Below are 26,174 nucleotides of genomic sequence, written 5' to 3' on the forward strand. Positions count from 1 at the left end.
AATTTTTAGTGATCAAAAACAGGATATGGGCACGTAAAAAGAGTTAAGGAAAGTGAAGCATCTTCGATGCTGGGGTGGGATATACTAAATTACCTAAAATTGTGCCGCGCAAATTTGCGCGCCACAACAAAAAAATGGAAGAATCGGAAAATGAATGTATATTTGTAGCCTAATTATTAAACAGAAATTGAAAAAACTATGAAGACAATCCTACTCTTTACTCTGAGTCTGCTGCTCTCTTTATCCGTGTCGGATGTTTGTGCACAAGAACGTGTTTACGACATTTCCCAGTTTGGCTTGAAAGCCAATAGTAAGAAAAACGCATCACCTGTTGTGCGTAAGGCCATAGCTAAGATTAAAGCTGAATGCCGTAATGGTGAAGAAGTGGTACTTCGTTTTCCTGCCGGACGCTACAATTTTCATGAAAACGGTTCGGATGTACGCGAATATTATATATCCAATCACGATCAGGACAATCCCAAAAAGGTGGGCATTGCCTTGGAGGATATGAAGAACCTGACTATTGACGGACAAGGTTCCGAGTTTGTATTTTATGGAAGGATGATTCCGGTTTCTTTGCTCCGTTCGGAGAATTGCGTATTGAAGAACTTTAGTATTGATTTTGAACAGCCTCATATTGCTCAGGTGCAAGTGATAGAGAATGATCCGGAAAAAGGAATCACTTTTGAACCTGCATCGTGGGTGGATTATCGTATAAGTAAGGATTCTGTATTTGAAGGACTGGGTGAAGGCTGGACAATGCGATACTCTTGGGGAATTGCTTTCGATGGTAAAACAAAACATGTCGTATACAACACCAGTGATATCGGTTGTCCTACCAAAGGAGCTTTCGAAGTGGCTCCCCGCCGTATCTGTTCTCCGAAATGGAAAGACGCGCGTCTGGTGCCGGGCACGGTAGTAGCCATGCGTGGATGGGGACGTCCTACTCCCGGTATTTTCATGTCACATGACATTAATACTTCTTTGCTTAATGTCAAAGTGCATTATGCGGAAGGCATGGGACTTTTGGCACAGCTTTGCGAAGATATTACACTCGATGGTTTCGGGGTTTGTCTGAAAGGCGATAATGATCCTCGTTATTTCACAACGCAGGCAGATGCCACTCACTTCTCCGGATGTAAGGGAAAGATTATTTCGAAGAATGGCCTGTACGAAGGAATGATGGATGACGCCATTAATGTACACGGAACTTATCTGAAAGTAATCAAGCGGGTAGATGATCATACGTTGATAGGACGCTATATGCACGATCAGTCCTGGGGGTTCGAATGGGGACGTCCGGGGGATGATGTTCAGTTTGTACGTTCTGAAACGATGGAGCTGATTGGCAATCAAAACCAGATTACTGCAATTCGTCCTTATGATAAAAATGAAATATCGGGAGCCCGTGAGTTCAGCATAACTTTTAAAGACCCTGTTGATCCGGCTATTAATGAAAAAAGTGGTTTTGGGATTGAAAACCTGACATGGACTCCTGAAGTGCTGTTTGCCGGCAATACGATTCGCAATAACCGTGCTCGCGGTACACTGTTCAGCACTCCTAAAAAAACAGTGGTAGAAGACAATCTGTTTGATCATACCTCCGGTACGGCTATTTTATTGTGTGGCGATTGTAATGGCTGGTTCGAGACAGGTGCTTGTCGTGATGTTACCATTCGCCGCAATCGTTTTATCAATGCGCTTACCAACATGTTCCAGTTTACCAATGCAATTATCTCTATTTATCCTGAAATACCTAATTTGAAGGATCAACAGAAGTATTTTCATGGTGGAAAAGACGGAGGTATTGTGATTGAGGACAATGAATTCGATACATTTGATGCACCGATTCTTTATGCAAAGTCCGTAGACGGGTTGATATTTCGCAACAATGTGATTAAAACCAATACAGAATTTAAGCCTTTCCACTGGAATAAAAACCGTTTCTTACTTGAACGGGTAACAAACGTGAAGATTTCAGAGTAAAGTCGGGACTCTGTAAAATACTTATAAACGTATGAAGAGAATTTTATTATCCCTTTTAATCTGTTTCCCTATACTTCTTTGGGCGCAGGAAGACAATAGTAAATATTTGGCTGGTGCAGTGCCGGTTGTTAATGGAAAGGTCATCTTTACAGAACATATTCAGGCTCCCAGGTTATCAAAACAACAAGTTTATGATGTATTGTTGAAGTGGGCCGAGAAACGTTTTGCACCTTCAAAAGGACAAAAGGGCAGGGTTGCCTATTTTGATAAGGAAAGAGGGCAGATTGCATGTCTGGGTGAAGAATATCTTCAACTATCTGCAACCAACAGTTTCTTTTTGGATCGTGCTACCATCAAATATCGATTGGTGATGAACTGTCTGGATGGATCTTGCAAGATGGAGATGTACAACATTTCTTATTTTCATGGTGACAATAAAGAAATGGAGGCCGAAGACTGGATAACAGATGAGGCGGGATTGAATAAAGCCAAAACAAAAGTGGTTGCCAAGTATGGAAAACTCCGTATCAAAACAATCGATCTGTTTGATGACCTGACGGAAAAGGCAGCGAAGGCGTTGGGAGGAACGGAAGCGCTGGTTCCTCTCATAGCCAAAGAACCTAAAGTTGTTCCGGGAGAGTTTAGCCGGGAAATTCCGGGGGGTGCTGCGGACGGTTCCATGGCAGGCTACAGACGCATCTCTGCGGATAAGATCCCGGGCAATATCATTAAGATGCTTTCTGAGGACTGGATGCTGATTACAGCCGGTACGGAAGAAAAATATAACATGATGACGGCAAGTTGGGGCGGATTGGGATATCTTTATAATAAACCGGTTTCGTTTTGTTTCATTTATCCTACGCGTTATACTTATCAGTTGATGGAAAAGAATGACACATATACTATCAGCTTTTATACGGAAGCTTATCGGGATGCTCTGAAATATTGCGGAAGCCATAGTGGAGGAGATGCTGATAAGGTGAAAGGTGCCGGACTGACTCCTCTCACTACTCCTTCGGGCAGTAAAGCTTTCTCGGAAGCATGGATGATTATAGAATGCAAAAAAATGCTCTCCCAGCCGATTGCTTCCGGTGCTTTTGATAGTCCGGAATTGAAAGGAGAATGGAAGGATAAACCTTTGCACAAGATGTATATCGGTGAGATAATCAATGTGTGGATCAAGTAAAGCAATTAATTATTGATAAGTATCAATCCCTACTTATCAATTAAAGCAGTATCTTTGCACGCAAAAACCAAGTGAACGGAATGAGCGTGCAAAGATATTTTATTTATTTGGCCTATGATGGCACCCATTATCATGGATGGCAGATTCAGCCTAACGGTATCAGTATACAGGAATGCCTGATGAAGGCACTTGCCACTTTTTTACGGAGAGATACGGAAGTGATTGGAGCGGGACGGACAGATGCCGGGGTACATGCTTCGCTGATGGTTGCCCACTTCGATTACGAAGGAGAGGTGCTGGATACGGATAAGGTAGCCGAGAAGTTGAATCGTCTTTTACCTCAGGATATTTCAGTCTATAAAGTTTGCCGGGTAAGGCCGGACGCACATGCGCGGTTTGATGCGACAGCCCGTACTTATAAATATTATATCACTACCGTAAAGTATCCTTTTAATCGCCAGTATCGTTACCGGATACACAATCCGCTCGACTTTCAGAAGATGAACGAGGCTGCTCTGACCTTGTTTCATTATACGGATTTTACCAGTTTCAGTAAATTGCATACGGATGTAAAGACCAACATCTGCAAGATTATGCATGCCGAATGGACACAGGAGGATGAATATACCTGGGTATTTACCATTCAGGCCGACCGTTTCTTGCGCAACATGGTACGTGCTATCGTCGGTACTTTATTGGAAGTAGGCAGAGGTAAGTTGTCCGTAGATGGCTTCCGTAGAATAATCGAGCAACAAGACCGTTGTAAAGCCGGAACCTCTGCTCCCGGCAATGCGCTTTTCTTGGTGAATGTAGAATATCCTCAGGATATATTTGAGTAAAATGTGATTTGTTTAGTTAATGTATTGTATATAAGTGTATTGTGTATAGTCGTTTGTGTGAAAAAGTTGTTTTATAAAAAAAATAATACCGTTTATGGCGGTTTATAGTGGGTATTGATTATATTTGTGGTGCAAATTTGGTGCAAATTTATTGCCCTAATTTGCACCAAACTTCTAATATATATATTACTATATGGCAAAAACTAATTTTTATCTCGATACTCGACGTCCTAAAAAAAATGGGACCTTCCCTATAAAGATTAACGTTCGGCATAATGGCAAATTCCTTGTTAGTACTGATTTTAATGCAACACCTAATGAGTGGACGGGATCAGAATACGTTAGAGGGGCGGAAAATTACAGAGCAAAAAACATTGCAGTGCGTAATTTGAAAAATAAAGTAGATACTTTCCTTATTCTTTTAGAGGAGAAAGGGAAACTGAAAGCTATCAGCGATAAGAAACTAAAAGAACAAATAGAAAGTCTACTCAAAAATCAGGCTCCTGTAGAAAAGAGGTTTATAGACTATTTAGATGATTTTGTGGCTACAAAAGAGAAGGAAAATACGATTAAGTTGTATTTAGAGACTAAAAATAGAATTACTAACTTTGATGAAAATTGCACATTTGATACAATAACCCGAAAATGGTTGGAAGGCTTTGACAAATGGATGATATGCAATAATTTGAAGGTAAACTCTCGTGCGGCACATCTGAGAAACATTCGTGCTGTATTTAATTATGCTATCGACAATGATGAAACGACGCTTTATCCTTTTAGAAAATTTAAAATAGCCAGAGAGGGAACTCGCAAACGTTCTCTCTCTGTTGAGCAGTTGGTAACTCTACGTGATTTCAATTGTACAAACCAAGCAAAAGAGTATAGAGATATGTTTATGCTAATGGTCTATCTTATAGGTATTAACGGTATTGATTTGTTTGATGCCAAGCCTCCAATAAATGGGCGAATAGAATATAGACGAAAGAAAACAGGTAGATTGTATTCGATAAAAGTGGAGCCCGAAGCAATGGAGATCATAAATAGATATGCTGGCAAAAGGTATCTAATAAATACTGCAGAGGTCTACGGCGGAAATTATAAAAGCTATATGGCTACTATGGGAAGAAATCTTCGATCAATCGGGATGATACAGCAAGAAGATGATAAAAGAAAAAGAACAGGAGAACCGTTATTCCCAGAAATCACGACGTATTGGGCTCGCCATACATGGGCGACCATAGCGGCAGGCTTGGATATACCCAAAGAAACCATTTCCGAAGCGTTAGGGCATGAAATAGGCTCTTCGGTGACATCTATCTATATTGATTTCAATAGGCAGAAGGTTGATGATGCAAATAGGAAAGTAATTGATTATATTAATAGCGTTGGAGGCTGGATGCGGTTGAATCAGATAATAGGTAGCATAGCGGGATTATTTAATGATCTAAGGTAGTAAATTAAAGGGGACTGAATAAGTCCCCTTTAATTTCTTCGTATGTCGATGAAGTATTTGGAAGAGAAGAGGGTGACATAAGGACATCCTCTTACTATTTCTAATCTTTCATCATCTTATGCATTACGCATAGAATACCATAGATGACAACTGCAAATAATACTATTGCTTCCATATCTGTATTTGTTTTTAATAGTTATACATTACTCTTTCGAGCATTAAATATGTAACAAAGTTAGCTTGAGAGAGCTATCATTTAAAGGACAGTTCTTTTTGTGTATAATATATTAGAATATTAATTATACATTTTATATCTTTGAAAAATAAAAAAACAATGAGCAAAACCATGAAAATAGGATATGTGCATTTATGTAAAACGAAAGCATCACAAGAGGAAGAGCGTAAAATCATATTTCAAAAGCTGCCAAACACATCTCCAATACATATAGAAATCAATAATAAGTACAAAATGCTTTTCGATATTATAGAGCTCGCTACTCCACAAGAGAAGATAGAAATATACCTACTTTCTATTAATAGTATTGGAAAATCATTAAATGATATAATTATTAACCTTGCCAAAATAAGAGAAAAAAAGGAAGTATCTCTATATTTTATTTTAGAAGATATAGATACTACTAAGATTAAAATAGATAGTATCATTAAGCTATTAAAAAACATTCACCCAACTGGGGAGAAAGCGGTTGGAAGGCCATTAGGTAGCATGAAGAAATATGAACTTTTTTGTGAATATTATCCCGAGATAAAATCAAAATCAGAACTTGCAAGGATATTAGGAGTAACTCGTGCCACAATATATAAGTATATAAGAATAATAAACAACAAGTAATAAACAAGAAAAAGCCCCGACTCCTAAGAATCGAGGCCAGCAACTACCATTCCCACAAATTATAACTCACCCCAATCCCGACATAGGGACTTGCTTTATTCCCGGAAAAACCGTATCCGGCCTGCACACCCAGCCCAAACCGCTTCCGCTTTGCCCGCTCTCTGACAAATACGGTCTGCATCTTACTGTACACCTCTATACTATCCAGCTTGGCCCGGTAGCCCGACACATAAGCCGTATAAAGGCGGTCTTTGTAGATTTTCTGCGTAATAGGCAAATACAATGTATCCCGGACTGTATCGCCCGGTACAGGGACGGGAACAACGAACGGGAACGAATCTACAACGCTTTCATAAACCGGAACGGGTACTGTATCCCGGATCGTATCAATACGATTTGTGACGATCGTATCTCTGACCACTTCACCCGGTACGCGTTCCACCCTTGCCGGGCGGAACACAATAAACAGGATAAGAACTGCAATAACGACATAAGGTAGATATTTCATAGCTTCAGCACTTGTTTTCTGTTTCTACCTTCACGGAATGATACGTGAACCCAACTAAAATCACGTTCGTCTATCAATTGATCGAAAGGCAATTCCAGCCGGATGATCTCGAAGAGTTTCCGGTTTTCCTCCTTACTTCCTACCGTAATATCAGCCGCCTCGCCTATTCGGTGTTGACTGGATGTCGCACCGTTAACGCTCCGATTGAGAATAGCACTTCGATAACCGGAACTTACCCGGATGGGCTTACCGTACTTTTCCCGAAGCGGGTCGAGAACATTCTCAACCAGCTTCGTTAAATTGTGAATAGCTTCGGCCGTTGGATAGTTATCGATTCCACGTGCTACGGCCGTATCGCTGTGGCTAAGTTCTTTGATTGTAAAATACTTCATTTTGTCGCCTCCTTTTGATAATTAGTTAAAAACGGTATGTGCTTGATAAACTCGACGCTAACGACGTAATACAGAAACGATACAACTTTATAGAACGCAGTTCCGGACGTAGCCATTAGTTTCAAATTGCGTAAAATATTCACGCCATAAAAGTAGAATATTGAGTAAGTTATAAACGATACGCATTGTAAAGCCCCGTCCGGATTTCCTTTGTGATCGCCGATAAAATAAATAGCGGCTACAAGCAGAAAAAATACCATCGCTTCAATGATGCACCGGAATGCCTTCTTTAAACTGAAACTTTCATTATTGGCCAGTAGGCCAGCGGCCAGACCAAACAGGAAGTTAAAGAAGAAAAGAGCAACAAGACTTTTAATATCTCCGCTGATCGGGTTTAAGTAGGCTGCTAACCCGGTTAGCAAACCTACGAACAGATTTTTCATGTAGTCAATCATCGTGTTTTACTTTTGTTTTATTTAGTGGCTTTCTTTGAGGACACCGCCGGAGTGATCGTTTGCTTAACTTCTGCCGTGATCTGGTCAAATACTTCAAAGTGCGCTGCAACATTCTCCGACTCCGGAAGAGACATCTGTTTGCTACCTGATTCCAACAGCAGGTATCCGATGTACCGTTGTGCAGTTACGGGCTGCTTGCCTGTAGGAGTGTCAATTTCTTCTGTGACTGTTTTATTGATTTCGCAATGAAGGCGGCTGAGATTACTGTTATTGACACTGTAGTTTACATTGTACTGATAATCTCCTGAAACGGCTTTACCGTTTACTTGAATTGTTCTTGATTCTTCTTGAAACATAATTTATTGATTTTGAGAGTTAATAATTACTTTGTCTAATTCGCTATAAATAGCGGTTTTTACCACTGCGAGTATCGGAGCCGGATCAACGTAATTTCGAATGATATTTGCACCTTGTTCGTCAACTTCAATCTCGCCCTCTTTATATATCCGTTGGGCAAATTCCAGTTCACCCAGATCGGGGGTATTACAGTAAATTGTATTTCCCACTGTTTTAGCTACGTCGAACTCTTCTATTTCTCCGTCGATAGCCGTTTGTACTTTTAGTTTTCTAAAATTGATCTTCATACTCTATTTTTAATTTATAATTATAATCTTCGCTTACAATGGTATTTACCAAACGTTGCGCCCTACAACGAATACACGGAATGCACAATCACGGGGGCCTTTATTTGAATCAAGCATTAAAACCTCAAAATAAGAATTGTTTTGCGTTTCTACCTGACCGAATACCCAGCCATAACCGCCCAATCCCTGTACTAAGACAGCGTACTGCGGATGCTTCAGGCTGTGGTATATCCTGTATTTCCCTGTAGCTATTTTTTGTGCACTGGTTAAGGTACATCCGTTGCCCCATTCGTTCGTAACCGTACCCGCTTGATATACATATCCGGTACATAGCATTCCGGGAGCATTCCATTTTTCACTCGCACGTTGCCCAAACAGATGCGAACCGTGGCTTTGTATAGCGCTTCCTCCCTCAGAGTTGGCGATAATTTTCAATGCCTTACCGCCCTGTCCGTATGTGGAAAGTGAGAGGCAGTCTTGATTGTCATTACGAATCTCCATTAACGGGAATCCCCCTGATGTCGGTGCACCCCCGTATTGATTAATACGCAAGAAACGTGTTCCGGAGATTTCAAGTTGTATTTTCGCGTCTGCTACATTACGGGAATATATGGCATTGTTTTTAATCTGCCATCCGCCAAGATAAGCACCATCAGTTACCGTAAGGTTTCCCGTTGTGATTCGCTGTGCTGAAAATGCCTGTGCAACCACTTCCGCCGCTTCAATCACATTGGCAGACAGTTTGCCGTTTGCGTTGATGGCGGCTGTCTGCTGACCTGCGTTATTTTGAAAGAGAACGTTGTCTGACTTCAAAACGATCTTTCTGGACGTGATGTTGATTCCGGTTTCGACTAAGCCGTTTTGGGTGGCGGTGACACGACCGTCTACTGCGTTGGCTTTGCTGTTCGCTGTGCCTGCTAATGAATTGGCGGCTTCAGCTTTGCCATTGGCTGTGCCTGCTAATGAATTGGCGGAATTTGCCGTTTGTTCTACTACGCTTAATTTTGCGTGGTCTGAACTTAGAGTTAACTCAGCCGCACTTAATCGCCTACCTTGATCGTCCACTTTGTTTGCAGTTAAAGCTATGCTTTCCTGCGTCTGCTTTATTTCGGTATAGTATCCGTATGTGCGGACGGGTTCAGTTCCATCGGTGCGAACGGGAAACTTTTTCCCGTATAGTGCGGTATAATCGGTTTGATATACATTAATAGCGTTTGGGTCTGTTTGGTCATATACTGTAACATCGTATTTAGAACCTCCTCTAATTCCCATTACACACGTAGAACTTTCGGTTATTTGTCCCAAGTCAACAACTATCGGTCCTGTACTCCACGCTCTCGTATAGTCAAAGATATTAGTTATTGCAGGTAACGAACCCCAACCCGAACCGGACATTTCAAACGTTAAGTTCATAGAGAAACCGCCTTCGTGTGTACCGTATGAAGGCTTCCCGTATCCTGCATCAAGCGGTCTACTTATTTCAACCTTTGATTTATGGTAAGTTTGCATAGATATAATCAACGGGAAAAATTTATTATTATCCCACCCGGTTAAATCTATCTGCTTTGTAACGTGACGATCTGTTGTATTTTTTAATACGTTAACATCTCCTACTACCGAATTTATGCTGCTTTCGGTCTGTGTGACACGTGAAGCAAGTCCGGTAACACGTCCATCAACGGTATTTATCTTTTCAACGGTGGATGTTATCTTACCTTCGACTACACTAATTTGACTATTGGTATATTCAGCACCTTTGTAAACTGCATCCTGAAAATTGGGACTCCATGCGGTTGCTATTTCACCCGCCTCTACTTTGAAGTCTTTCACATATATATAAGCCCATGAAATATTCTCTATATCAACAAAATTATATATGTTGCTTTGAGCTTCCGTATTGTTTGTAGCATTAAAAGTGTGTTTAAAGTACTTCCACTGATTATCAGTTGTTGCCCTAATGGTGAATTTGTCTACCGAATCGCAAACATCAATTGTAATTCCAGGATTTGAGCTTTGAGAGCCTTTAATCCATCCGGAAACAGTGTATTTACCGGGTATCGGTGGAATTATATTGGGTATTCTGATTGAGCTATTTCCCGATTGTGCACCAACCAAACAGAATCCATGCTCAGAAAGGAGTCTTTCAACTATTTGAGGTGCTTCTCTTAACGTGTTAAGCTGTGAACTTGTGTAGCTATACAAATTGTTAGCACCTATACCCAAATTTTCCACCTTAGTTTTAACGGATAGTTCAATTTTCCCGTCAACGGCAAGTATCTGTGTATCGGTGTACTTTTTTGACTCAGTGAAAGAGTCTTTCGGTGCGGGCTTCCATCCGGTCGCTGTGTCTCCTATTTCTATTTGAAAGTTATTGATTCGGCAAACAGTACTACCGCCTAACTGTATGTACGCTGTAATATCGGTATCTAAACTATCCTCTATGTCATCGGGGACTTTGATAGTATGAACATACCTACCTTTGTCAGTCGTGGGACTGGTAGAATCAACATACTTAAATGCGCCGATATAGTAATATTGGGATGTGCCCGACTTATAAATAGCTTTTTCAAGTCCGAATCTTTGTGATGATCCCATCTTTAAATTGCTATACGCATAGTCGAACGAGATTGTCAAGGTTTTGCCTTTTAAGTCCGTCCACGCTTTCGATAACTGAAACGTATATTGTGCGCTTGATCCATCCAATGCCTGTTGGGATTGTAACATCAGGTTCTCACCTCCGATATTCAATTTTCTTTCAGTTGCAGACGGTATCCAATTAGCTACGCCCACACTACCCTCGGTAATTACAGCCCATTTAATGTATGTTCCCGTTGATTCCTGTTGTGGAAACTTATAGAAGTAGAAATATGCCCCATCCGGATTAATGGGCGTTATAGGCTGCGAAAGTACCATTTCTTCTGCGCTTTTCGGCAAAGAGCCTATCCATCCGTACGAAGGATTATTATACGCCCTGATAACATCTGAGTCCGCACACTTATAGCACACAGTAAGGGTATAGGTTTTGCCTACTTCTAAATGAACATCATACTTATACGCTCCCATTTGATAGGGGTTAGCATTTAGTTTGTGGTTAGAGTCGTAAAGCAGATTAACGTCCGCTACTTTCATACTACGTATGGCAAGCTCGATCTTTCCCGGTATAGCCGCTAACTCGGTAGAAATATTACTAAACTCCTGTTCGATGCTCTTTCCATTTCTCAGAATGAAAATACCTTTCAGGAAACAGTTCATCGCATACAGGCCGTATCCGGAGGGCTGGAAGTCAGCCGGAAAGTCTGTATCCGTCATGCCATCGAGACAGCCCAAAATCACTTTGTTCTTTCCGGCCAAAGACGTGGAGTTTACCCCGTCCAGTACAGAAATGCGCGGTTTGCCATCTTCCGAAGCGGTGAGATACAAAATACCCTGTCTGTTTGGATTCGTGAGGTTGCCCATCTGAACCAGATCATCACCAACGGCCGGAGTTGTACCATTGGGAAAAACGGATTTAAGTATAAGAATCGAATCATCATTAACCGAGGCAACCGGAACCCAATAGTATTTAACGTGCCCGGATGTGTAGACCTGACAACGTACCAAGTCATCAGCGACAAACATCATGTCGCCCTCTATACCTAAAACATAGTAAGCCGGATCGCCGGACGTTTCCGAAACGGACTTAACACGCCCGTTAGCGGATGAAATCACCAGACCGCCGTTAACCGCACGAACTTTCGAAATGATAAGTTCAAAAATGGTCATGGCCTTACGGACTACGGCATTATCAATTTCAAGGTTCCAATCCCCATTGATAGCCTTGTATAGCTTCATCCCTTCACCCATCAGTCCGGGAATGAATCTCTCCGAGCTAATAAAGTCCTTGACTATAGTTTGAAACAGGGTTGCGACATGCTCAACATTCAGATCGTATGTTTTTGCAAGTGCCTGAACGAGTAAATTTAAAGTATGCGTGTCACCTTTAGCCCAAATATCCTCGCCTGTTGAAATATTCCCTTCCGAATGGAGTGTGCCAACACTGGCCGATCCGGTTACTTCCAATGTAGCGGCTTTAACTTTCATCCGGGCAACTAAAGATTGTAATTCCGCGTCGCCACTTTCATTGATAAACGTAAGATCATTACCAATCAACAGACCTTTCAAAAAAGTGATCGTTTCGGCTGCTGTATCCGCTTTTACTTTACTCAGGTAAACATCATCCAACTTCTTCAAAGCCTCTTTAATCGCTGCATCAATCTCTTTTAAAGTGCGCTTTGAAGAGAGTGCATTATCATCGGTTAACTCTGTGGCGGTATCCGATTCGGCAATGATACGCGAACGAATCTCTAACAGCGTTCGGAGTGATGACAGTACGTTGCTATCGGTAAACGACTTTGTGTCGGTAGCCTTTACAATGTCAACCGAAGCGCCTCCACCGCCTCCGCCGTTAACAGCAACGCCGCCAATCGTCCGGGTGATAACAGCCCCGGCCGGATAGTTCTTTGACCGGGGCTTTGCGGGTATGGATGTAGTTTTAATATCTACCATTTTCAATCATCTTACAATTAAACTGATTCATCGCGAAGTCAATTGTACCGCCCGTGATCGTAAACCGTTTGTTTGGCTGAAACTTATCGGTTATAGTTGTGATAGGCGTAATTGCTTCGTCATCTACCAGTATTTGCGTAAGTTTGAATTTGGTAGCTCCGTACTGATTAATGATGCGCCGGATTAAATGCTCTTCCGGCCGGACTAACTTCTGTTCAATAGAAGAATAGAGGTTATCGGTTAGGTAATTATCACCTAACATTACTTTCGAATAGCACGCCCCATCATTGTTATAGCTGGATATTTTAAACTCGATTTCGTCTAATTCGTTAATGTAGCCTTCGTTAACGACGTTTTCATAATAACGGTCTATGCTGCTGTTAGATATAAGCTTTTCTTCATCTGGTTTTTGATATACGATCTTAAAGTCTTTCACAAGAACTCCGCCGGCGCTAAAACTTTTTCCGACGGGCATCAATAGAGTAAACTCAAAATCACCTTGCAAAACTCTATCAATGGAGACTATCACGCCGCTTATTCCGGTGTAAGGCATTGATAACGTTTTTTGGTTTTCTATTGAGACATAATCTTGCTTTGCTTCAACTCTCTCAGGTTTCAATTTAAATGCGTATTCTGGATTTTGCGCCCATGTATTTTTTTGTCCTGCATCTGGCCTGAGACTTCCATAATACATATCACCGATACGTATTTGGGCATAAAGAACGTCTGAAACAGAACTATTATCCCATGGTATCATATCATCAGAATTAATAAACTTATAGCTCCCTGATATACAAAATATTCCGTTTGAGTATATAGCAGAAGCACCTTTGGTGGTCATTACTTTGCACGTACTTAGTGGCCCGGCTTCATAACGTTCTTTAGGCCTTCTTATTTGAATTACGTTTGTAAATGAATAGTCGGTTATTTCAGGAATCCAATTGCCATTTAAATCCTTATTTTGTTTATATGTGCAATATTTCATGGGAATAGCCCCTTCAAATGTGTGTGCTATATCTTTGTATTTTTGCAAATCATCAACTTTTATCGTTAGACCTTCTTTGAATACTACCGTTTCCCACTGATTAGGGATAAGAAACACTCTGTGGCAAACTTGATTTTTATCATTTGAATTATCAAGTACTTTTAAAATTTGCATTTCTTCAAATCGATCTTCTGGTAATAAGTTTCCTACCGGATAATTACTGTTTTTTACAATAGCCTTATTGTAACCTCCCAGAATATCAAGTGTATGATCCGCACCGATAAAGCCGACATTTTGCACACTAACAACGTTTCCGGATTCAAATGTATAAGATGAAAAATTAGGAACATATTTATAATAGTCTCCACGGTGATCTGCATCTACAAAGTATAATGCACCTTTGTAGTCAACGCAAGTCCAGTTCAGGAACTTGCATAGTTCTTCAATCACCTCTTTTAGAGTCATGGGTTTATCATCTTCATCGAAGAAGTTTTGTTCACTAATTGTCATGCTCTGTAAGATGTTTGTATTTGCATTATAATCTGCCAAATTTTTGGCGTAAACATGTGGAATATATATAGCCGAATAAGAGCCGCGAGACTCTAAGACGCAACGAGTCAATAATTCCCACAGTGAAATAAATCCTTTGTCCGTTTCGTTTTTTAATTTATAGTTGATATACTCTAATGTATTCATTGCAGATACGCACTGAATTTCTAAATCAAATTTGTTGGAAGTGTAATCCTGAGTATATAATTCAGGGGTAACGAATCCAGTCCAAACAATTTTATTACCTTGCTTGAAGTTAACGCGGTACTGCTGATATCCGGTCGAGTATAGGCTTTGCAAGTAGTCGTTTCCTACCACTCTAATGGTAGCTGTAGAAAAACGGGTAGGAACATAAAGAAAGTCATCATCCGCAATTTCTACAGAAAAAGGAGCGTCGCCGCTCCCTGTTAACTCAGCAACTCTTCCTGTATAGTCCTCTTTCTGAATCTCTACTGTATAGTTATCTTCTTTCCGTGATCGAAAGTATAGTGTATATATTGTGCCGTAATTCATCATAATTTTTTTCCAGTTTTCTTCATGTAGTTTTTTAGTTGTAAAAAAATGGTATCGCCTCTTAGTATCCAGTCGCCAGATACATCAATTCTGCGATCATTCTCAGAGGGTGAGATTATGCCTGCCAGATGACCGGAAGGTAGTGAAATGTTGGGGTGGCTAATATTCAATCCAGTATTGAGCATTTTAAATAAGTTCGCTTGTTGTGAACCATTCAAAATCATTTCACCGCTATTTAGCATTGCAGGAACTTTATCACCTGCAAACGAAATTCCGGGAACGATACCGCCGTTTGCAAATTTGGGAATACTTGCCATTGCGGCAATTATCGCTGCAACCCCAGCAACCCCCATTGCAATACCGACGAATGGAATACCTGCATGTGCTTTTAGTGCCTCTGAACCAGCCGCCAAAGTATTTGCGGATGCGCTTTTAGTAGCGGAAGCGGCCTCTATTTCGTTAGCCGTAGACATTTCTAAGATTTTTGGGATAGCTTGTGCTATAGTTCCTATTAGGCTGCTGCCCCACTGCAAAACAGATGCAGTATTGCTATCAAACAGGCCGGATAAGCTGCCCATAACATTACTTACATCTCCTAAAGAGTCAGCATACTGCTGATTTAAATCAATATCCTCTTTTTTTATTGGAGATTCGAACTTGGGCAACTTCATGTTTCCGATTTCTTTCCTTAAATCAAATGAACCCTGTTTTTTACTACCTGCATTGTTTTGATAGGCAGCATAGATATGACCTGTCACATCTGATTCTTTCTGCATGGAACGAAGTTCTTTCAATGTACTTTTTAGCTTGCCGATCTGAGATTGAATAAATGCTTGCTGCTCCTCATCTGTTGCTTTTGATAATGCGTTCTGTCTTTCTGCAATCATTTCACTATACATGCTTTCCAGCTTGGCAAACTCTGTACCGGAATCGGAGTAAATCTTGGCTATATCCGGAACTTTAGAGGCTGGCAATAACAATTCACCATCTTTCATTTCGCCGTGCTTGCCTTTGAATACATCACCATCGATCTGCATTTTTAGGCTTATTCTCTTTTGTTCAAGTTCATTTATTGTGGCCTGAATAGTGGCGCGTGTCTGCCTATCTGCAGAACTTGCAAGAGTTTTGTTTAACTCCGTTATCTGGGCATCATACCATGAAAGAGTATCCTTTAAGGGCTTTTTTTCTTCGTCTTCTTTTGGATTCTTTTTAGGTTTATTGACTCTATCCCGAACCCTATCAAATGTTTTCTTATCATTGGCAAGTTCCTGATTTATTTGTTTGTACTCTTTTCCCAACTGTACCGCTTTGATCAATTCTTCATCTTTCCATTTTACAATAGCCTGTTGAAACAAAATAGCATCCTTATATTCCTTATTGAGTTCGGCTTGCTTAGAAGCTATAAAATCATTAAGAGATGTCCTATCTTTTGCTTCTTTTGACTCCGGAAATGCCCAGTCTGCAAGCCCTCCGCTTTTTTTACGCCGCTCCAATTCAGCGTATTTGATTTTATAAGTATCATACTTATTAGCCATTTCAGACTTTAGAACATCGCGTTTACTTCCGGCAACATCATAACTAAGCACCTTGGCAAAGTCTTCTAATGTCACATCGTCGGCATTTAACAGATTTCCTTCCACTAATACAGTTTTTAAAGCTGTAAGAGCATCTGAACTGACAGATGATGCCTTGTTTTTTTTATCTTCAAGAGCTTTTATCCATTCCTTTAATGCGGCCTCCCTTTGCTCTTTTGGCGCAGTACTATCCATAGCTACGCTACGAGCTTCAGCCATGGCAGCATTAAAATCTTCCCGAAAATAGTCGTAACTGATGCGGGCGTTTCCTAATTGATCTAATGCAGCATACGCATCTCTGGACTTGGATATTATACTATCCAATCCGCCCAGAAAATAAGTAAAATCCCCGGTAGACAAACTGGTAAAAAATTCATTTACGGATGTCTGACATGTGCGCATTTGAGCATCAAACTCATCGCTGGTTGTCTGAGAACCGCGTATCGTTTTCATAAACGCTTCGCCGGCCCCCACCGCAACACCAATTGTCCCGGCAAACTTCATTATGCCAGCCCCGGCAGTTTTTGCCATGCTGGAAATACCGCCTTGAAAGCTATTAACTGAACCTTTGGCCCGATTCAAATTTGCGTCAAAGTCATTCGTTTTAAGTAATAGTCGTGTTATTATATCAGACATGATTCATTTCTTTTTCGATTAGTTTTGCTTTTGCCCTCAACCGTTTCACTTCTTCATCCGTAACGGACGTGCGTTTCTTTTCGTCGTCCGCTTCATCCCATGGGAAACGAAGTATATCCGATTGCTTTAGTTGTTTTGTACTATTCGCCTGAGCGATGACATACGCAATGATCCGGGTCTGCTCCCAGCTTTCCCGGTTACGCCTGCCTAATCCCTCTAAGAAGTAGCGAACTTCTGCGAGCGTCATCCGGTCGAGGAAATAATCAGGCGCAATACCGCCCTCACCTACAACACGGGCGTAGAGTTCCCGGATACTGCACGCTTCTTCGGAGTCGTCTTTTTTTTTGTGCTATCTGCTGCCTGTTCAAGTAGTTCAATCTCTTTTACGAAGAACTCTTTGAAAGAGAGAAACAGAGCCGGATCAGACTCGCACGCCTCTATAAATTCATCAAAAGGCATTAAGAATGTATCTTTGTTGTTTGCCAGAAGAATAGAGTAAAACAGTAGGTATTCATCCAACATCCGGCCGAATGCAAACTGCCTTCCGGTGAGATTTTCGAAGATAAAGAAGGCGCGCAATGTATACTTTAAAATGTACTTCTGTTTTTTGATAGTGATCGTTTTCATTTATGATAAGTTTATTTGTTGGAAAAAAGAAAAGGCGGGCTTTCCGCCCTTTCATCATTTACGCGGTCGGATCATCTACTATACCTCCATCTCCGGATACTCTGGGGTTAAGTTTTCCCGTGCCTTCGAATGTAGCGGAAAAAGTTGCTTTATCGCCATCGGGTGCATTTAATTCCAGATTTGTAATTAAGACATTACCGGAGTAAGATGCGGCCGGAAGAGTCCAACCGGAAGAGGGAACTTCATCTGAATCCGCATTTGCCGGAATACCGAATTTTGCTTCGATAGGCTTGCGTTTTAACATTAAGTCCAAAAGAACATCATAGCCGTTTACTTTATCGTCTGCACTGAACAGGTTTTCACTTGAACCGTTCCAAGACAATTTTTTAATGTCCTTTTCCGTCCAAATACCGGAATCTTTACTTTGCGTGTCAATCGTTTCGGCCGAAATTGACAATTTACAGGATGTAGCCAATGCCAACGCCTTTCCGCCAACAAATAGCATGAAATCTTTTCCTAATACTGCATTTACTTTCATTGTTTTCAATATTTAAATGTTAGTTACTCTACTGAATCCGTCTCAATTTCAAATGTAAGTCGCTGGATGAAAGTTTCTTCAATGAAATCTTCATCGGCGGCGATAAGTTTAGCGCCTGTTACTTTGAAATCGTCGTATTTACCCCGCTTCCCTTCAAGCGCTTTGCGTGCCGCCTCAATAACCTCGACTGAATTTGAATAGTTATCGCTGGCGGCAATAACCTCAATAGTGACACTATCCCCACTGGCGTATCTATCCTTTGTATAAGCCGGAGTAAGTGCGCTACGCTTATACAAAACGAACGGGAAAGAAGTAGCGTTTTTAGTAGAAATAGGATAAATCCTATCTCCGACAAGTTGCGTTAAACTTTCCGACTCACTGAGTTTTGAAAATGTATGTTTACTGATTGATAAGCTCATTTCTTTTTATCTATTACTTTTTGTATTGAATCCAAAATGTTTCTTCCCAGTGAGTTCTCAGCCTCACCTTTTTTAGAGTCTACTGCGCTTTTAAAGAAGTGAGTAGCCTCTATAATACCTCTGTTTGCCCCTCTATTGGTAGCTCGTTCTTTCGTACCGCTTTCGAAGAATTTCAAAACAAACTGTTTCGAACCTTTCCGCCGTTTGTCGAGTAAGTCAACCCGTGCGCCGGACGCATTGCGGTAAACTGCAATGTTTATTTCTTTTTTTAATCCAGCCCCACCCGGAACAGATGCAACCCAATTTTTTTGCGCTTGCTTTCGAATGATACTTGCTGATTTACGGAGTCCGGATTTAATAGCCTTCTTTGCCTCCTTGTCATTCAGTGCGGCCAATAACGCATTAACCTTAGAGGCATCAACCTCAACCCGGTAGGATGCTTGTACGATATTACTCATTGATTAATTCTGCTTCGATGGTTATAGACTGTGCCTTTCTATCCGGATGAATGAAGGCTATTTTGTATTTACGTCCCTCGTAGACAATGCGCATTTTTTCGCTTATATCTTTGCTGTAACGTACCATGATCGTGACGGTGTGAGTGTTGAGTACCTCGCCGTTTATCTCTTTGCGCGCACCGGATTTATACCGGACACACGCACGCTTTTCGAAAGCTTCCGTCCATCTCTCAGACGTACCGCCCAAAGCGTCGCGAATCGTCTGGGGATGTAGAAAACTTATAATGTCTGTCAATAGTCCCGCTTGCATTATGTATATCGTTTTAAGGGTTGAAGTAAGAAGGCAATATGGCCCGGAATGATATTAGGCGATGCGAAAGTTATATCTTCACGGTTCGCATAATAGTTTGCAGCTATAATGCGGATGGCGTGCCAGATTCGCGGGTCTATCCGGTCGTCTTTAACGAACGATTCAATCGGGGCATTAAGATAAGCCTCAATACTGAGTTGTACCGGAATGATCAACCCCTGTATATAAGCGTCGTCATTGTCGAAATCAACATTAAGATGTTGCTTTAACTCTTCAAGTGTTACGTATTCTTTCATCTTTTAAAAATGAAGAAGGCCGAGGCCGAAGCCCCAGCCTTTGATTAATACTTAGTTTTGTCGTTATGCCTTAGCGGGCGTTGCCGTTTTTTTCTTTGCTATGGCAAAGGCTTCTGGACGGGCTACAACAATATCATACTTAGAATTAAGGGTGAATTTTGTTTCGTCTGTGTCCGCCATTGAGGTATCATCTACTACAAGGCGGATTTTTCCCCATTGTCCGATACCTACATTTGAGAACACTCCGAATCCAAGTTCGCCAGCACCCATATAGTTAGTCATAAGAACCGGGTAGCCGTTCATCATACCGTCTTTTAAAATCATTTCAGGGGAACCCGCTTCGATACGTGTCGTTTTCAGTTTGCCGTAAACTTTCGGACTGCAAATGTATGCGGCTGTTCCGTCTGAAACATCAACACCAGCATCCATCACTTCGGTTTCGAGCGCAACTACATCCTCAAAAGTTAATGCTGTTTCATACTCAACATTAGGAGCGTCTTTGACAAAAACTCCTTTAGCGGCTTCACCCACTTTAGTACTGGAGAACATTACTTTATTAAGAAGGCGAGCGACGGACAAAGATAACTGCTTAACAGTTACATCAAAAAGACGGTCGTTTGTTTGGTCGATAGAACTGTTTGACAAAGGAATTGAAAGCCCAACGCGCCACGGTTTAGCCTTTAAATTACCGATCTCGAGTTTTGTTGGATTTAATTTTGTATTTTCCCCTTCAATCGTCGCTTCAACAGCTGCCAAGGTGGGGAACATCAATTCGCCAATTAAGCCGTATTGCATTTTAATCCCCAGCTTATTAACTATTAACCCCTTTTCAAGGGGTTCGATGATGTCTCCAATTGTAGTCGGAATCATAGAGGCGGCAGCAGCGGTATCGGTAATGACCGGAGCACTTTCGGCGCGTGTTGAGAAGGTGATACCTTTCGCATCGGCAAATTTCCCATAATCCGACAAAGATCGGTGATTACAAACATCATAAAGCGCTTTCGCAAACAAGGCTCTTTTATCTTCCGGGAGGCCAACTGTTTTTTCACGCTCTAAATTACGGAGTGCTTCATCAATAGTCAATTGATTCTTTCTTGAAAGAAGATCATTAAACTTTTCTTGTTCGCCTTCTGTAAGGCTGCGTTTTTCTTCTTTTGCGGTTGATACAAGATTGCGCATCTGTTCTTTAATCAAAGCAATTTCTTCTAATTTTGTCATGTCAAATTAATTTTTTTAATGTTTCTAATTCTATTAAATAATCACTGTTGTCACGTTTGAGTAAGTCCGGTATATCGTTAAGGCTGCGCACGGTTACGTCTGTTCCAAAATATGCCGGATCAGATACCGGAGAGACATCGGAGATATAATCTATCTTATGAACCGTTCGTATTATCATACCGTCCCGTTTTGAGTATGTAACCTTGCTTTTGTCCCTGTCATCAACATAATAGGCAAAGGATGAACCGTAAATATCTCCCCTGTCAATCATTTCTACGGCAAAGTCTCCGTCAGTTGTCTTAGGAGAAGAAAATTTATAACCAAGCCCGTAATTATCAATACCAAGCGAAAGCGAGCCTACCCCATAACGGGAACGGGCTAACAGCCTGCGTTTATCATGTTCTAAAACAGCTTTTATATCACAGGCTCTTATCAATTCGTCAGTAACCGCACCGCGCTCTATGATTTCAATAAAAGCCAGTTTCTTTACAGGGTCATATATAACCCTGCTTTCCTGATCAAACACTATCGCATACCCTTCGATATTTCGCCCTTCGGTGATTTTGGGTGTACCCAAGTCTGTAAAACTGCGTATTTCCATTGTGCTACAATTATCGTTTTATCTTATGTTTCTTTCTCTGTTTTTGGTAGCTCGACATCTCCGCCGTGGATTTTGGGAGAATCAATAGGGGCGACATTGCATGACATAAATACTGTGTCACCACCAACTACGGGTGCTTTATCTTCACGGTGTACACGCCATTCATTTACCGTTGAAACGCCGTATTGTATTTCTTTCTCCATGCAAGCAGTCTGAGTGGCAATGTCTGTTTTGTACAGGGCTTTACGATCAAATTCTATTTTATAAATACCGGATACGGTACGCGGAATAAGCTTTGAGTTAAATTCCGCTTCGATCCGGCACAGAACAGGGTCTAATGTATCCGCAAGAAAAGCGACCTGACTCATCTCGGAAGCTTTGTAATTTTGCGGCTGGCCAGCGAATACCTTATCAGGATGTACCCCATAAAAACGGCATATATCAAATACGGAAAATTCTTTTTGCTCCATCAGTTGCGCATCAACAGGACTAATAGAAAGTTGTTGAAAACGCATATCACCACTTACGGAAACGATATTCACTCCTTTGCTAAACTGTTTGTCCAGCCTATCGCTTACCGTTTCTGTTTGGTCATCCGTAAGACCGTTAAGGCCAGTAGAAGCCCCTTTTACACCAGAAACAACGCCCTTTATCTGAGTCCCATTCTGGAAAGTTCGCAAACTCTGATTATCAGCACTTGCGGCAACAGAAAAGCCAGTAGCCGCATAAGTTATTACACTGACACCTGTATAACCACCGTCAAGGCTTTTGTTTTTTATATGTATAACATCATCTGCTGCATAAACCCCATAAATGCAATTTATAGGGTCGCAAATCGTATATACATTTCTTATTTTATCGTAAAAAACTGATCCGTTGGAACACAATATAAGCTCTGAAATATCTCCAAAAGTCCTACGTATGAAAATATACGCATTTCCTTGATTTAGCATTTGAATAACTGCGTTACACATAGTATCGTAACTATTCGTTCTTTTGTTTGATTTCTTGGTTAATAGATAATGGAGTTCGTTTTCTGCATCTACTTCATAATTGCCTGCGGGGTACTTTCGCTTTATATTGAAAGGCAACGATGCAATTGTACCGGAAAGAATGTCGGTACACCTGAATGCAGTTGATAAGCGCATGGCCTGTTCCGGCGTTTTTACAGTAACCGGCTGTTCTCTGGCTGCTCCTCCAACTATCTCAAATCCCCCATCGGAGCTCTTTCGATGGGAGTCTTGCTCTGAGTTTGCAGGTAAAGACCTTTTGCTCTTTATTCCTGTGCTAAAGCTAAAATTAAAATCTATTTTCATATTATGGCGTATAGTTGTTAAATAAATTAAATGTCATTAGATTTGTTATCGTTGAGTCGATTTTACTATTATGTGTACGTTTAATCGGTTTTTTATTCATGTTTCGATCTTCATCGAGTACAGCATTGCCAAAACAATACGGCGTAATAGGGTTCGGATCAAACGTCATTCTATTGCGGTGCAATGCAAGTTCAAAGGATTCTATCGGACTTGTAAACGAACCGTACGTTTGCTTTACGGGCTGAATATAGTCGCCCGCATCTCCTGTAGATGCGGATAATAGATTTACGAACTCAGCCGATTTATATGGGTCATATCCAATTCCGAGAATTTTCAAGTACTTTGCCCGGGCTAAAATATCATTCACGATCATTTCGTAGTCGATCACTTCGCCCGGGCATAGTTTCAAATATCCGGCCTTGACCCATCCTTCATATAATTCCCGGTTAGGGTGTCCGGGCAAAGCGCCTTCCGGAAAATAGTAATCCGTAACGGAATGAAAAGACTTAGTATCCGGGGAATAGATATTGTACGTTACAGTTGAAAAGTCATCACGTACCGATAAATCAACTCCTACCATCGTAGGCGGGTGACTTGTGATCTTATCCACAGGGATAGCCTTAAACCGTTCCTCGATCTCCCTTGCCTCAATCCATCTCGTTTCAGAATTGACCGCAAAGATGTTAAGGAGCTTTGTTCGAAACTCTAATGCGTCAGGCGCGCTGTATAGCGCCTTTTGATAAGCATCCTTGTAAAAGTCCTCGTAAACTGTGATCCCCATGTGGGGTTGTACTTTATACCACGTTGCCGGATCGCCTTCTTCATCGTCTACGTCCGGTTCAAAGATGTGGGCGAAAATAGAATCGTTCTCAGCCTCACCGCGTAGAATAGCTTTGTATATCGAAAGCATTTCAGTGAACGGGGTTGTATGCTTGTCTGAGGCGGTTGTTATTACGATGGTCAAAGGGTTGAGCCGTGCGCCCATTGAAGAAGTCAAAACGTTCTTCAAAGCGGCGCTATCGGCTTGCGAATATTCGTCTACTATCACCGTGCTTGCATTAAGTCCGTCCAGTTTGTCGGGACTGGAAGCCAAACACCGGGCGAAAGAGGTTTTGCCCTTTATTTTGTTATTTATGATCTCTCTGTTAATCTTAAAATGTCGCAACTTCCGGTCTAACGCCTTCAGGATGTTGCGGATTTCATCAAAACATATCTTAGCCTGATTGTAGGAATTGGCGGCAACGTATGCTTGTGCATTAGCATCGCCAAACAACAAGTCGAATACCGCCAGACTTGCGATACTTGTCGTTTTGCTGAATTTACGAGGAACAAATAGCAGAGCGTCACGAATCAGGCGTTTATTTGTCCCGGGTCTATAAAAACCGAGTATGTTCGTGAATTGAAATACCTGAACCGGAGTTAGCTTATATCGCGTCAGGCCCTTAGTGCCGGAAAACTTCAACTTTTCGTAAAACACAATAAAGCGGCGGACTTTACCGGGCCTAAAGTCGTATTTATCCAGCAGATAAAAGAAACGACGGATCGCCAGTAACTCGTAAAGGTTATGCGCTTCCGGGTTGCCTATACATCCGGCTATATAAGTGTTTAACCGGATATCCGCTTTATCTAACTGATAAGAGTTTATATCAACGGAGCGCAATACGTCAACGGTAGCAGTCTTTAGCTGTATAAGTTCCTCCTTATTCATAGTCATCCGCCTTGTTTACTTCGTCGATTAATTCGGTTACTTCGTCGGCTTCACCTGATGCAAGGGTCTGCAATGTCAAGCCAAGTTCGCGCAACTGCTTGCGAGTAGCTTCAAGCGCATCAAACAGAGTTTTAAAAGCCGGATGCGCAACCAGCTTTTCATTATTCTCGCGGGTTATCTCTTTAGTGAAAGATTTCATCCGCTTTTTTGAGATGTCAGATAGAGCAATCCGGAACGCCATATAAGACCCGGCGCAAAGCTCTATACACAAATCAAGTTCAGGGGTGTATGTGCCTTGTGCTTCCATTGCGGAACGGATTTTTTCTGTTATGTCGTCTAAAGTTGCCATGTTTTTACGCGCTTTTTACACGTATGTTTTTTAAGTAAGTATTTGGTAGCTCGTAGATTGTAACGGAAAATGTCACCCCCAACGGATACCCCCCTCGTTTTGAAAATTCTCCGCGCGTATAAAAACTGGTGGGAGTGGGTTTGGCCCGTCATGGCCTGAAATAAAAAAACCGCCCCCCTCTTGTCGAGGTGGAGCGGCTCAATCCATTCAGGAACAGTACTTTATGTTTTCTATTCCGTATCAGTCAAAAATCTCTCAGCAAAACGCTCTGTTGCCCGTCTATTGTTTGCCTGAATTGCTTCTTTCGAATGGCTAAACGCGCGTCTGTGTATCTCAGAGTGGCACGCATGGCAAAGGCTCTGTAAGTTCGTTCGATCAAACATAAGGTGTTTCATTCCGAGTTCATGCGAAACGGATTCAACCGGGGTTTTGTGGTGTACTTCGGTTGCAAGTGTACTCAGCCCGTTCGCCTCGCATACTTCGCAAACCGGATTAGTTCTAAGCTTATCGCAACGTAGGTTCTTCCAGCGCTGCGAGTTGATCATCTTAATGTAATGCGGGTTTCTGCTCATTGTGCTTTATTTATTTGTTCATAACTAAATAATATCCTATCGCATTGATAACATGCGTGCAGTTCCTTTCTGGTAGCTTCAATGTCATTTGTTTCAATGTTCACATAATGCGTATCGGTTACTTCGCCCGATACGCATTGAATCCGTTTAATTAAATACTTCATTCCAGCTTATTCATACCAGCAAGTAAATACTTGATGCGCTTACAATTCCCATCGCATCGGGTTGACTGAGTTTCTTTCTTGTGAGTCACATTCGCGCAACCCTTGCTTACTCTTGACGGGCACATCTGTTTAAATACTGTGACTGCATTTGCTGTCGTTTCTTCTCGCTGTATTCGAATAGCCTCTGTTGCGACTGTTCGAATCAGGCCACGCGAACGAACTCGTTCCGTTGTGGCCTGTTGAATGTAATGTTCTGCTTTATTCATGCTTTGTCATTTTAGGTTTATACTTCCAGCCGTTCAACTCGTATACACGTTTCCGAGCTTCTTCGCGGTCAATATAAAGCGGTTCGTTACGAACGGGACTTGATGTTTGTATTTTCCCGTCTGAATAATCACACACGCATATTCTGTAATTTCGTCCGTGTATAGAATATGAATATTCTCCTACTTTCATGTTTGATTCCTTTCTATTCTGTTTTAC

General features: G+C 41.4%; 27 protein-coding genes. 5 read left to right on the forward strand and 22 right to left on the reverse strand.

Going from position 1 to position 26,174, the window contains the following annotated elements; translation table 11 throughout:
• Positions 1 to 198: 198 nt before the first annotated feature.
• From glaB to FDF36_RS07310, 5 genes are all read left to right on the forward strand, one after another.
• Entirely contained in the window at positions 199 to 1,986 is a 1,788-nt protein-coding gene (glaB, locus tag FDF36_RS07290; RefSeq protein ID WP_220390899.1) for an alpha-1,3-galactosidase-related protein, read from the forward strand.
• Between the two features lie 31 nt (positions 1,987 to 2,017).
• Entirely contained in the window at positions 2,018 to 3,172 is a 1,155-nt protein-coding gene (locus FDF36_RS07295; RefSeq protein WP_220390900.1) for a DUF4468 domain-containing protein, read from the forward strand.
• An 80-nt stretch (positions 3,173 to 3,252) separates the two neighbouring features.
• Positions 3,253 to 4,011 carry a tRNA pseudouridine(38-40) synthase TruA gene (gene truA / locus FDF36_RS07300; RefSeq protein WP_032543477.1) on the forward strand — a complete coding sequence of 253 codons (759 nt, stop codon included), beginning with the start codon at positions 3,253 to 3,255 and terminating at the stop codon, positions 4,009 to 4,011.
• A 193-nt stretch (positions 4,012 to 4,204) separates the two neighbouring features.
• Entirely contained in the window at positions 4,205 to 5,464 is a 1,260-nt protein-coding gene (locus FDF36_RS07305; protein ID WP_220390901.1) for a site-specific integrase, read from the forward strand.
• A gap of 334 nt (positions 5,465 to 5,798) precedes the next feature.
• Complete coding sequence (locus tag FDF36_RS07310) at positions 5,799 to 6,314, forward strand: helix-turn-helix domain-containing protein (protein ID WP_220390902.1); 516 nt, start codon at positions 5,799 to 5,801, stop codon at positions 6,312 to 6,314.
• 43 nt (positions 6,315 to 6,357) lie between these two features.
• Here the strand turns inward: FDF36_RS07310 and FDF36_RS07315 are convergent, their stop codons facing one another.
• From FDF36_RS07315 to FDF36_RS07420, 22 genes are all read right to left on the reverse strand, one after another.
• Positions 6,358 to 6,822, reverse strand: coding sequence for a DUF6808 domain-containing protein (locus FDF36_RS07315; RefSeq protein ID WP_220390903.1), 465 nt, complete (start codon positions 6,820 to 6,822; stop codon positions 6,358 to 6,360).
• The gene (locus FDF36_RS07320) at positions 6,819 to 7,214 is read right to left on the reverse strand and encodes a D-Ala-D-Ala carboxypeptidase family metallohydrolase (protein ID WP_032591900.1); all 396 of its coding nucleotides are present in this window, start codon (positions 7,212 to 7,214) and stop codon (positions 6,819 to 6,821) included. Before FDF36_RS07320 ends, FDF36_RS07315 begins: the two co-directional genes overlap by 4 nt.
• Entirely contained in the window at positions 7,211 to 7,669 is a 459-nt protein-coding gene (locus FDF36_RS07325; RefSeq protein ID WP_005793701.1) for a phage holin family protein, read from the reverse strand. The genes FDF36_RS07320 and FDF36_RS07325 overlap by 4 nt, the downstream gene beginning before the upstream one ends.
• A 17-nt stretch (positions 7,670 to 7,686) precedes the next feature.
• A complete protein-coding gene (locus FDF36_RS07330) occupies positions 7,687 to 8,025 on the reverse strand; it encodes a hypothetical protein (protein WP_220390904.1) in 339 nt (112 codons plus the stop codon).
• A gap of 3 nt (positions 8,026 to 8,028) precedes the next feature.
• Positions 8,029 to 8,313 (reverse strand): hypothetical protein, encoded by a 285-nt coding sequence (locus FDF36_RS07335; protein WP_065739553.1) that lies wholly within the window; start codon positions 8,311 to 8,313, stop codon positions 8,029 to 8,031.
• Between the two features lie 45 nt (positions 8,314 to 8,358).
• A complete protein-coding gene (locus FDF36_RS07340; RefSeq protein WP_259281392.1) occupies positions 8,359 to 12,858 on the reverse strand; it encodes a hypothetical protein in 4,500 nt (1,499 codons plus the stop codon).
• Entirely contained in the window at positions 12,845 to 14,908 is a 2,064-nt protein-coding gene (locus tag FDF36_RS07345; protein WP_259281393.1) for a hypothetical protein, read from the reverse strand. The genes FDF36_RS07340 and FDF36_RS07345 overlap by 14 nt, the downstream gene beginning before the upstream one ends.
• Positions 14,905 to 17,115, reverse strand: coding sequence for a coiled-coil domain-containing protein (locus FDF36_RS07350; RefSeq protein WP_220390906.1), 2,211 nt, complete (start codon positions 17,113 to 17,115; stop codon positions 14,905 to 14,907). The genes FDF36_RS07345 and FDF36_RS07350 overlap by 4 nt, the downstream gene beginning before the upstream one ends.
• On the reverse strand, positions 17,108 to 17,362 hold the full coding sequence (locus tag FDF36_RS07355) for a hypothetical protein (protein ID WP_220390907.1): 255 nt from the start codon (positions 17,360 to 17,362) through the stop codon (positions 17,108 to 17,110). Before FDF36_RS07355 ends, FDF36_RS07350 begins: the two co-directional genes overlap by 8 nt.
• A gap of 38 nt (positions 17,363 to 17,400) precedes the next feature.
• Positions 17,401 to 17,742 (reverse strand): hypothetical protein, encoded by a 342-nt coding sequence (locus tag FDF36_RS07360; RefSeq protein WP_220390908.1) that lies wholly within the window; start codon positions 17,740 to 17,742, stop codon positions 17,401 to 17,403.
• 58 nt (positions 17,743 to 17,800) lie between these two features.
• On the reverse strand, positions 17,801 to 18,280 hold the full coding sequence (locus FDF36_RS07365; RefSeq protein ID WP_220390909.1) for a phage tail tube protein: 480 nt from the start codon (positions 18,278 to 18,280) through the stop codon (positions 17,801 to 17,803).
• Between the two features lie 23 nt (positions 18,281 to 18,303).
• Complete coding sequence (gene gp17, locus FDF36_RS07370; protein WP_005819407.1) at positions 18,304 to 18,699, reverse strand: tail completion protein gp17; 396 nt, start codon at positions 18,697 to 18,699, stop codon at positions 18,304 to 18,306.
• Positions 18,696 to 19,157: a hypothetical protein gene (locus FDF36_RS07375; RefSeq protein WP_220390910.1), complete on the reverse strand. Its 462-nt coding sequence runs from the start codon at positions 19,155 to 19,157 to the stop codon at positions 18,696 to 18,698. The genes gp17 and FDF36_RS07375 overlap by 4 nt, the downstream gene beginning before the upstream one ends.
• The gene (locus FDF36_RS07380) at positions 19,150 to 19,467 is read right to left on the reverse strand and encodes a phage head closure protein (RefSeq protein WP_220390911.1); all 318 of its coding nucleotides are present in this window, start codon (positions 19,465 to 19,467) and stop codon (positions 19,150 to 19,152) included. Before FDF36_RS07380 ends, FDF36_RS07375 begins: the two co-directional genes overlap by 8 nt.
• Positions 19,467 to 19,763: a head-tail connector protein gene (locus FDF36_RS07385; protein WP_065739561.1), complete on the reverse strand. Its 297-nt coding sequence runs from the start codon at positions 19,761 to 19,763 to the stop codon at positions 19,467 to 19,469. Before FDF36_RS07385 ends, FDF36_RS07380 begins: the two co-directional genes overlap by 1 nt.
• 63 nt (positions 19,764 to 19,826) lie before the next feature.
• Positions 19,827 to 20,981, reverse strand: a complete 1,155-nt coding sequence (locus tag FDF36_RS07390) for a phage major capsid protein (RefSeq protein ID WP_220390912.1) — start codon at positions 20,979 to 20,981, stop codon at positions 19,827 to 19,829.
• A gap of 1 nt (position 20,982) precedes the next feature.
• A complete protein-coding gene (locus tag FDF36_RS07395) occupies positions 20,983 to 21,582 on the reverse strand; it encodes an HK97 family phage prohead protease (RefSeq protein WP_186993453.1) in 600 nt (199 codons plus the stop codon).
• Between the two features lie 23 nt (positions 21,583 to 21,605).
• A complete protein-coding gene (locus FDF36_RS07400; RefSeq protein WP_220390913.1) occupies positions 21,606 to 22,898 on the reverse strand; it encodes a phage portal protein in 1,293 nt (430 codons plus the stop codon).
• A 1-nt stretch (position 22,899) separates the two neighbouring features.
• Entirely contained in the window at positions 22,900 to 24,606 is a 1,707-nt protein-coding gene (locus FDF36_RS07405) for a terminase TerL endonuclease subunit (protein ID WP_220390914.1), read from the reverse strand.
• Positions 24,599 to 24,955: a P27 family phage terminase small subunit gene (locus FDF36_RS07410; RefSeq protein WP_005819393.1), complete on the reverse strand. Its 357-nt coding sequence runs from the start codon at positions 24,953 to 24,955 to the stop codon at positions 24,599 to 24,601. The genes FDF36_RS07405 and FDF36_RS07410 overlap by 8 nt, the downstream gene beginning before the upstream one ends.
• A 230-nt stretch (positions 24,956 to 25,185) precedes the next feature.
• Positions 25,186 to 25,527 carry an HNH endonuclease gene (locus FDF36_RS07415; RefSeq protein ID WP_220390915.1) on the reverse strand — a complete coding sequence of 114 codons (342 nt, stop codon included), beginning with the start codon at positions 25,525 to 25,527 and terminating at the stop codon, positions 25,186 to 25,188.
• Positions 25,528 to 25,949: 422 nt separating this feature from the next.
• Positions 25,950 to 26,147 carry a hypothetical protein gene (locus FDF36_RS07420; RefSeq protein WP_032579760.1) on the reverse strand — a complete coding sequence of 66 codons (198 nt, stop codon included), beginning with the start codon at positions 26,145 to 26,147 and terminating at the stop codon, positions 25,950 to 25,952.
• Between the last annotated feature and the right edge of the window lie 27 nt (positions 26,148 to 26,174).

It is taken from the genome of Bacteroides fragilis (assembly GCF_019583405.1).
GTDB lineage: Bacteria > Bacteroidota > Bacteroidia > Bacteroidales > Bacteroidaceae > Bacteroides > Bacteroides fragilis_B.